Raw genomic sequence first — 8,729 nt, forward strand, 5'->3', positions numbered from 1 at the left:
TCGAAAGCTTCCATTAATCATAAAACTTATTTACAAGTATGTAGTGTACCAAATGGACTTGTATTATCTAAAGATGGTGTATAAGCCCAGTTTGATTTATCAAAATCATTAGCTACTGTAGGTAAGGTCACAGTACGATATCCATGTACTGGATAAGTTGATAAGGTAGTCGTTGCTCCAACTTGAACAGATAACCATGCGCCATAGGTTTTAGGATAACGTAATTGGAAATCAAATTTTCCTTCCCTATCTGTAGTATATGTTGCAGTATAAGGATTAGCTTCACTTGCACCAATAAAACGTACAGCATTAAGTGTTTCTAATACTTGGTTTCCATTCCGATCAAGTGTTAACACATCCCTGTAAGCGTTAAGAATTTGATCAAATTTATGCAAACCATGTATAGTCACATTACGATCATCATAAGGTGTCGATGGGTCATCTGTTGCTGGAACAGCACATGACAACGGTGGAGCTAATGTTGGTGGTAGATGTTGCACCCAAGCCTTTTCTTTTGTGCTAGGGTCTTCTACTACTGTCCATTGACCACGAACAAACTCTGTAGCACGAATATCCATTGTTACCTTTTGATCTGCAACTGGGCGACCATCCAAATCAACCACTTGTACTGAAGCTTGCCAGTTATAATAAATACCTGTTGAATCATCTGTACCAACTTTATTCGGATTCATTACAACAGTAATCGCTCCTTGCGTTACTGGAACATCAGCAGAAACAATATCCATTAAATAGCTTTGGCGGCGCTCTGTATTCTGTGCATCTTTAACCACAGCTTCAAGATTTAAATCATCAGATACAAACTGAGCAGCGGTATAACCTGAACCGCGTAAACCTTCATCTACAACGACAGTAAATTTGGCCCAACCATTTTCATCACTTTCTATCGTTGATGCACCACGAATATAAGCTCCATTATTACGATAATTAGGAATCGTCAATGTTACAGCCTTACCAGACTGACTTGAACCATTCACGTCTGTAACTAACACAGATACCTCAACTGCATCACCACGAACATGTAATTTATCTTTAGATGCTTTAATTTTTAAATCAAGTTGAGGAGCAAGTGCTGTTGGTGTATGAACTTGAAGTTGAGAAGTTTGTGAAACTACCACACCATTTTCATTTGTATTGGTAGCACTTAATACAATATTTGGAATTGGTGCCACTAGACCAGCAATAGCTTTCATTGAAAGTTCAAAGACTGCTTCGCCAAACTCATTTGTAATAAGCTGTGATGAGCCCTTAATCGAAGTAGCGGCTCTAGGATCAGCAATAGATAAAGTTACAGGTTGATTTGCAACTCCTCCCTGATTTGCATCTAGCAATTTTACTGTAACAAGAGCCGTGTCCCCTGCTGAACTGAGTGATACACGATTACTATCAATCGTTAAGTGATATGGATTAATTGCATCCTGAACAGTCAAAGTCAAATTCGTTGGAATTTCATTACCACGAGGATCACGAATTGTTCCTGTTACCACGATAGAATTTAATGTTGCTGAACTAATACCTTTCGGTACAATCAAGTCTACCGCAACTGAACCATTTGCCTGCACCACTACAGCTTCGCTAGCTAATTTCACACCAGCAGTGACTGCTTCTGAGTTTAGGCTTAAACGCATTGGTGTACCCGCAGCAGTATTCAGCCCCATTTCATCTTTAACTGAAGCATACACTTTTACAGTTTGTCCTGCTGTTACTGAATTTACATCTGCGGCTAAACGTGGATTCAAAGCATTTGCAGGCGCAGTAATACCAATTGAACTAGTTTGTTGTAGGCGATCACCATTATTCAAGTTTGTACCAACAACAGCAAAGATAATGCCATTTTTGATCAAACTCTCATCATATTTACCTTCTGAAACAGTAACCGTAAATTCAGCTTCACCTTTACTATTCGTAGTTGCAGGTACACCATCTAATGACACTCGACTAGAAACTAAAGAAGATAAGGCAACCGAGATTGGTGTATTTGGGATCGCATTACCCGCTGCATCTCTTGCAACAACTTTAACACGTGTTTCTCCACCTAAAACTGAAACAGTATCTAATGGAGTACCATCTACTTTTGTAAAGGTAAAGTTAGCCAAATCCTGATAGACAACAGCAGGTTTAGCCAATTCAATCTTTCTAAGTGCGGTAATATCAGTCTCAGCTCCCTTAACAGCTAAAGTTAAACCATTCGCTATCAAATTTTCTAATTCAGTTACATTTTTAGCTGTAATTTGTATTTGGAATGAAGCATTACCATTTGCATCTGTGGTCTTGGATGCCCCACCTACAATGCTTGCCCCATTTTGTAATGCAGCTTCATTTAAACCTAAGCCAACTTTTTGGTTCTTATAAACTTGACCATCACTACCTGTCGCCTTAACTATAACATTTAATGTTACAGGTGTATTCACCGCTAAGGTCGCTAAACCTAGCGTATCAATGACCAAAGACTCTAAAGTAACATCAGTAGTTGCTGATGGCTCTTTAAATTTTAAATCTAAAATTTGTGTTTTATCATTCGTAGATTTTGCTAATAATCGAATACCCGCTGGATTAAGTACCAAATCTTTCTGTTCTTGAGTATTGGCAAAAGTATATTGGAATTCAAACTCCGCAAACCCATTTTCGTCTGTCAGCTTAGTTGAACTACCTTTAGGGGTTAGCCCTAAATCTTGTAATTGTTGAGTTGTTAAACCTGTACGGGTTAAAGAAATTGATTCGCCTTTAAGCGCACTATCACCTTCACCAACTGCCTGCACTCTTACTTTAATCACTTGAGATTTTGTATAATCAAAACGTTGAGTAATGGGTTCAAAAGCTAAATATCGAACTTTTTCTTCTGAAACAGCTTCATCTTCTACAGCAATATCAATTTTATTAGTTACATTATTATCTGTGGTAAAAGTTGCTGTAATTCCTGCTTTCACCAACGCATCAACTGCTTTTACTGTTGTGGCATTGGTTTTCAATTTAAAGGTGACTATACCATTAGTACCAACATCTTTGGTACTTGCTCCCTCAAAAGTAACACCATTTGATTGTGCTTCTGGGTTTAAGCTAAGTGTTACTTTACCTTTTTTCGCACCGAACCCTGTAAAGTCAATTGCTTTAACTGTAATGGTAACATCATCATTTTTTGCATTTACTTTATATGAAGATGCAATTTCTAAACGTTGAATTGCTTCTTGATTGTCTACAGTTTCATCAGCAGTCACAACCTGAACTGTTGCATTACCTTTAATATTTTGGTTATTTTCAGAATAAGTTGCTGTTAATTGAATACCAAGTTGTGCCAATGCAATAGGATGAGTCGCATTACTAGACAATGTAAATTCAGCATAACCTTGTGCATTGGTTGTTGCTTCCGCCTTATCCAGTGTAACACCATAAGAAGCAGCAACAGCTTCTACCGCCAGTTTTACTTTGGTATTCGCTAAAATATCACCATTACTATTTTTAGCAAATACACGAACTTTTGCCGTACCAGCTTTCGCAGCAATCGAAGTATCTGGCGTAATCACTTCTAAGACACTAACCGTCTTAGAAATATCATTAAAGGTTAAAGCAGCCGTTGCCTGTCTTTCAGCTCTATGCTCATCAATCAACTTAAACGTTAATGTCTGCGAAGTTGCAATAATCTGCGCAATTTCTGCGGTTGTTAAATCTGCATTTGCAGTAATTTTAAAAGTTGCCTTACCCTCGGCATCTGTACTGATTGATGAACCTGATGCAATCACAAATTTACCTTGCATCTCTGCTGGTAAAGTAAGTTGAACGGTTTGTCCAGGTTTTACCCCTCCATTCGTGTCAGTGACTTGCACAGCAATATCAGCAGAACCTTTTGGCAAATTTAATACCGTACCTTGTGGCACACTTAAATTGTAATCACTAACAATCACACTGGCTTTTTTAATATTTAATGTGTAGACCTGTTGAATCGTTGTACCATCAACAGTCGTAGTAAGGTTAACTTTACCTGAGTCTGCTTGAATCGTAGGAATATCCAATTCAAAAATCGCAATACCATTGCTACCTGAGGCAACTTTCGAGGCTGCGCTGGTGACACCCAAACCATCGGTATCCGAGATATTCAATACGACATTTTTTTCTGCAATACCACCTTTGTCAGCATTCAACACTTTGACTGCAAACTGAACTTTGGTTGCGTCTTGCGCCTGTTGAATACTATTGCCTTCCGTGTCTTGCAAGCTAACTGTTAATGATTCAGCAACTTTAGAAGTATCTGTTTCAGATTCATTACCACTATTATCTGTGTTGTTATTCGAACCTTCATTATTATAGTAACCCTCACTTCCGCCGCCGCCACAAGCAACTAGAGAAAGTGAAGTTAATAACAACGTAGAATTTACCCCAAATTTCTTCAATTTTTGTTCCATGATATTGTCCATCGATCCAGAAAAACACATTCAAACTTATAGTAGAGTACAATCTATCACACGTTTTTACGTAAAAAAACAAAAAATATTGTAAATAATCACACTTGAATGCAGTTGTTACACTTTTCACTATCGACCTCGCAATATCTCTGATAAAACTCTAGGTGATACTCTTCAGTGATTAACTTTTATGCTCGACCTCATCATTATTGGCGCAGGCACCGCAGGAATGAGTGCCTACAAAGAAGCGCTCAAACATACACATAACATCCGCCTCATTAATGACGGTGCATGGGATACTACATGTGCTCGTGTTGGCTGTATGCCGAGTAAAATATTTATCTCAACTGCAAATCGACTACATGACGCAAACCATGCAGATCGAGTCGGGCTAAATCTAAAAGTTGACGCCGATACCAGTCAAGTGATGCAACATGTGCAAGCGCTTCGTGATCGTTTTACTCGCTCGGTGATTCGAGATGTAGACTCATGGAATCCTGAACATAAAATTTCAGGGCAAGCCAAATTCATTAATGCCAATACCATTGAAGTGAATGGTGAACAATTACAAGCCAAGGCTTTTATTCTAGCCGTCGGGTCGACACCACGCTTTGATCAAGACGATCAAAAAGCATTGGGCGATCGATTGATTAGCACCGATGATATTTTCGAATTGCCCGATTTGCCAAAACGATTGGCTGTCATTGGTAGTGGTGCGATAGCCATTGAGCTTTCGCAAGCGATGCACAATCTCGGTGTGGAAGTGACGACATTTGCGCGTAGTCGCCATGTGGGGATTCTGTCTTCTGACAATTTGCAAAATATTGCCCAAGCACACATCAGTCAACAACTATATATCTTATTTGAAACGCTACCCACGTCGATGTCACGTGATGGTGATGAAGTGGTGATCGACTATCAAGATCAGCAAGGACAAGCTCAAACGATTCGGGTAGATTATATCTTGAGTGCAATTGGTCGAAATTCATTACTCAGCACTTTAGATTTGTACAACGTCGATGCGAGTTTTACCGATGTAAAAAAACTGCCAATCCATGACGATACCAAGCAACTTGGCGATTATCCAATGTTCGTGGTCGGCGATGCGTTTAGCAAAAACCCTATTCAACATATTGCCTCCTACGCTGGCAAGCATGTCGTTTCAAATGCGTTAAATTATCCCCAAGTCGAAGCCTTGCCAAAATTATCGCCATTAGCAATTGTGTTTAGCAATCCGCAAATGGCGATTGCAGGTCAGTCGAAAAAGGAATTGGAACAGCGAAATATTGTCTTTATTACAGGTTTTCAGTCTTTCGAGAATCAAGGGCGAGCACGCACTTTAGGTAAAAATTACGGCGGTATCGAAGTGTATATTGAGAAATCTTCACAGCGACTATTGGGCGCGGAACTCTTTATGGATTCCGCAGAACATCTTGCACATATGATGTCATGGATGATTGCCGAGCAAGTGACATTAGAAGATATTCTTAATCGCCCTTATTATCACCCGACTTTAGAAGAAGGTTTACGCTCAGCTTTAAAGCATGCTCGAAGACAGCTCCGTGAGAATGGCTAAATTATGGCAATTTTCTACATGGAAAAGCGTTGATCTATGTTATTTTGATGAGCAAATAGATTGATACGTATATGCAAATGATGTTTTCGCCAGTTTTAAAAGTATTTTTTATTGTTAGCTTGATTACAATTTTTGCCACAGGCTGTAGTACGCTTCGTGGCAATGCTCAACAAAAAAGTCTGAAATTGGCACAAGGCATTACTCAAGCTTATGCTGTTAGCTCGAATACCGCACAGCGCATTTCACCTTATATTATTGAGGGTTCAGAAAAGCACGATGTTGATCCAATTTTAATTGCGGCAATCATTCAACAAGAATCAAGCTACCGAGCAAATGCGAAATCGTCAGGTGGCGCTGTCGGCTTGATGCAAGTCATTCCGAGCTATTGGAGTGCAACCTGTGGAAGCAATCTCTATGATGAGCGTACCAATATACTTTGTGGCAGTTATATTTTAGCGGACTATCATGACAAAGCAGGCAGTTGGAAAAAAGCGATCGCATATTACAACGTTGGATCCGCAGGCTATGAACGAAGCTTTTGGACACGTTGGAAAGTGCGTAAGTACATTAAATCCGTGAAGAATTTTGAGAAAAAACTCAAGGATGAACTGTAAGTTTAGAACAAACGTTGCTGAGATTGTTCCAGTGCCAATAACTTTTGTTTATTGTCTAAGCCACCTGCAAATCCTGTCAGACTACCATTTGCGCCAATCACTCGATGACACGGCGTAATGATCGAGATGGGATTTTTACCATTGGCAGCGCCGACCGCACGCACCGCTTTCGAATTATTTAGCGCCTGTGCGATCTGTAAATAACTTCGTGTTTCACCAAAGGGAATCTTGAGTAACTCTCCCCAAACGGATTTCTGAAAATCAGTACCATAAAACTCAAGTGGCAAATCAAACTGTTTTCTATCGCCATGAAAATATTCTTGCAGTTGAAGTGCTGTCAATTTTAGAATGGGATGTTGAGTGTCATTTTGCATTTCACCAAGCAACACTCGATTGGGTTTGTCCGCTTCCCACAACACAGCGACCAGTGCGCTGTCATTGGCAATCAGCTTGAGTTGCCCGACAGGTGATTCAATCCATTGATAAGACAGTTTCGGAAGCAGTGTGGGCATTTTCTAATATTCTATTTGCGATGCTTTAAAGTCTAAAGCAAAAATGCTTCAAACGTGGGCTTTGAAGCATTTTCTAAACAAATAATTTCACAAGAAGAATATCAAGCGGAATTAAAAGCGGAAACGAATCCCTGAGGTAAAATTACGTCCCTGTTGTGGAATACTCGACAGATACGAAGCATGATTATAATAAGTCTGATCAAACAAGTTATTTGCTTTTAAATAGACTTGATAAGACCACGAATCACTTAGCTGTTGCTCATAACTGATGTCAAGATTGAGCAGATGATAATCTGGTGTCCTTTTTTCAAAGTCTGCGATACGATCTTGCTCGAAGCCGTAAATATACTCTAAACCACCATGAATGCCATCCCCAAATTGTTGAGAGAAATCGGCATCAAAACGCATACCTGCGCGTGTTGCAGGAGTACGTGGTAAATCGGAATTGTCCTTAAACTGGGCTTGGACGTGATCGGCAAAAACCTTGCCTCGATATAATGGGCTAAATTGATAACTGATCTGCCCTTCTGCACCGATAAAGTCTGCATCACGTTGTTGATACTCGACCAAACGGAAATTCTCATAGCGATCTAAAGTATTGGCATAAATATAGTCATCGACTTGGTTATAAAACGCATTCAAGGCAAAACCAAGATCACCCGCATCCTTACTCAAGCCAATCTCGATATTGTGCGATTTTTCCTTACCTAAATCTTGGTTGCCAATTTCATAAGTATTGGTGGCAAGATGAACGCCACTAGCGTAAAGCTCTTGTGCATTTGGCATGCGTTCGCCATAGCTATAGGCAATACTCGCCGCATATTCAGGCGCGAATTGCCATTTTGCCGATGCCGAAGCTGAATACGCAGTATCGTCATAATCTTTTAAACCACTTTCGGTGGCGTCAATCTGTTGTTGTTCTAAACGTGCACCCAATTCAAAATGCACATCATTCCATTGATAATGCTCAATTAAAAAGCCTGCAAGATTTTCAGTGGTGGTTTTAGGCAAAAATGCCTCCTCACCTGATGCTTCAAACTCTGAGTTGCTATATTGTGCGCCAAACACACCTTCCCAACCTGCAAGTGGCACATGCACAAATTCTAAACGTCCATCGTAGCCTTTGTTATTAAAGGTGGTACTGACTGCACCATCATCTATTTCGTCATGTTGATAATCGGTATACCCTGCACGCGCACGGACGGTTTCAATCCCAGCAAATGGCTGTTGATACTCCGCACGAAAATCAACTCGTTTCGATTTCAGATCAACCCACGGTGCTTCTTCATGTGCATGTGTTTCATGATCGTGGTCTTCACCCTCTTCTTCATGATCGTGATCATCATGTGAGCCACAATGTAAATGTGTACCATGCGGATGACAGCTTTCATATTCATGGCTGTGTCCAGGCAAAGCATATTGGTCTTTACGCTCGCTATAGGCAACCCCTGCATAACCTCGATCGCCAATCCACGACAAGCCTACCGTAGCGTTTTGTCCTTCATTCCACGTGCCATCGACACGCTTTTCTTTTTCGCCATCATGCGTATAGCCTGAAACCGCATAGTCGTCCGCCTCTCGTTTATCCCCTTCTAAACGCAAAGCAAATTGC

5 protein-coding genes are annotated in these 8,729 nt (G+C 40.2%); 2 read left to right on the forward strand and 3 right to left on the reverse strand.

Features of this window, described 5'->3' with window-relative positions:
• Positions 1-26 precede the first annotated feature (26 nt).
• The gene (locus ACE3PQ_RS02720) at positions 27-4,415 is read right to left on the reverse strand and encodes a hypothetical protein (protein ID WP_374294998.1); all 4,389 of its coding nucleotides are present in this window, start codon (positions 4,413-4,415) and stop codon (positions 27-29) included.
• 190 nt (positions 4,416-4,605) lie between these two features.
• Between ACE3PQ_RS02720 and ACE3PQ_RS02725 the strand changes: the two genes are divergently transcribed.
• Positions 4,606-5,991, forward strand: coding sequence for a dihydrolipoyl dehydrogenase (locus ACE3PQ_RS02725; RefSeq protein ID WP_374295000.1), 1,386 nt, complete (start codon positions 4,606-4,608; stop codon positions 5,989-5,991).
• 71 nt (positions 5,992-6,062) lie between these two features.
• A complete protein-coding gene (locus ACE3PQ_RS02730; RefSeq protein ID WP_374295001.1) occupies positions 6,063-6,605 on the forward strand; it encodes a lytic transglycosylase domain-containing protein in 543 nt (180 codons plus the stop codon).
• Positions 6,606-6,607: 2 nt separating this feature from the next.
• Here ACE3PQ_RS02730 and ACE3PQ_RS02735 read toward each other — a convergent pair whose 3' ends face one another.
• Positions 6,608-7,117, reverse strand: a complete 510-nt coding sequence (locus ACE3PQ_RS02735) for a methylated-DNA--[protein]-cysteine S-methyltransferase (protein ID WP_374295003.1) — start codon at positions 7,115-7,117, stop codon at positions 6,608-6,610.
• Positions 7,118-7,228: 111 nt separating this feature from the next.
• Positions 7,229-8,729: TonB-dependent receptor domain-containing protein (locus ACE3PQ_RS02740; RefSeq protein ID WP_374295005.1), on the reverse strand; the 1,501-nt coding region annotated here is incomplete at its 5' end.

The sequence above is a fragment of the Acinetobacter sp. genome, assembly GCF_041911495.1.
Classification (GTDB): domain Bacteria; phylum Pseudomonadota; class Gammaproteobacteria; order Pseudomonadales; family Moraxellaceae; genus Acinetobacter.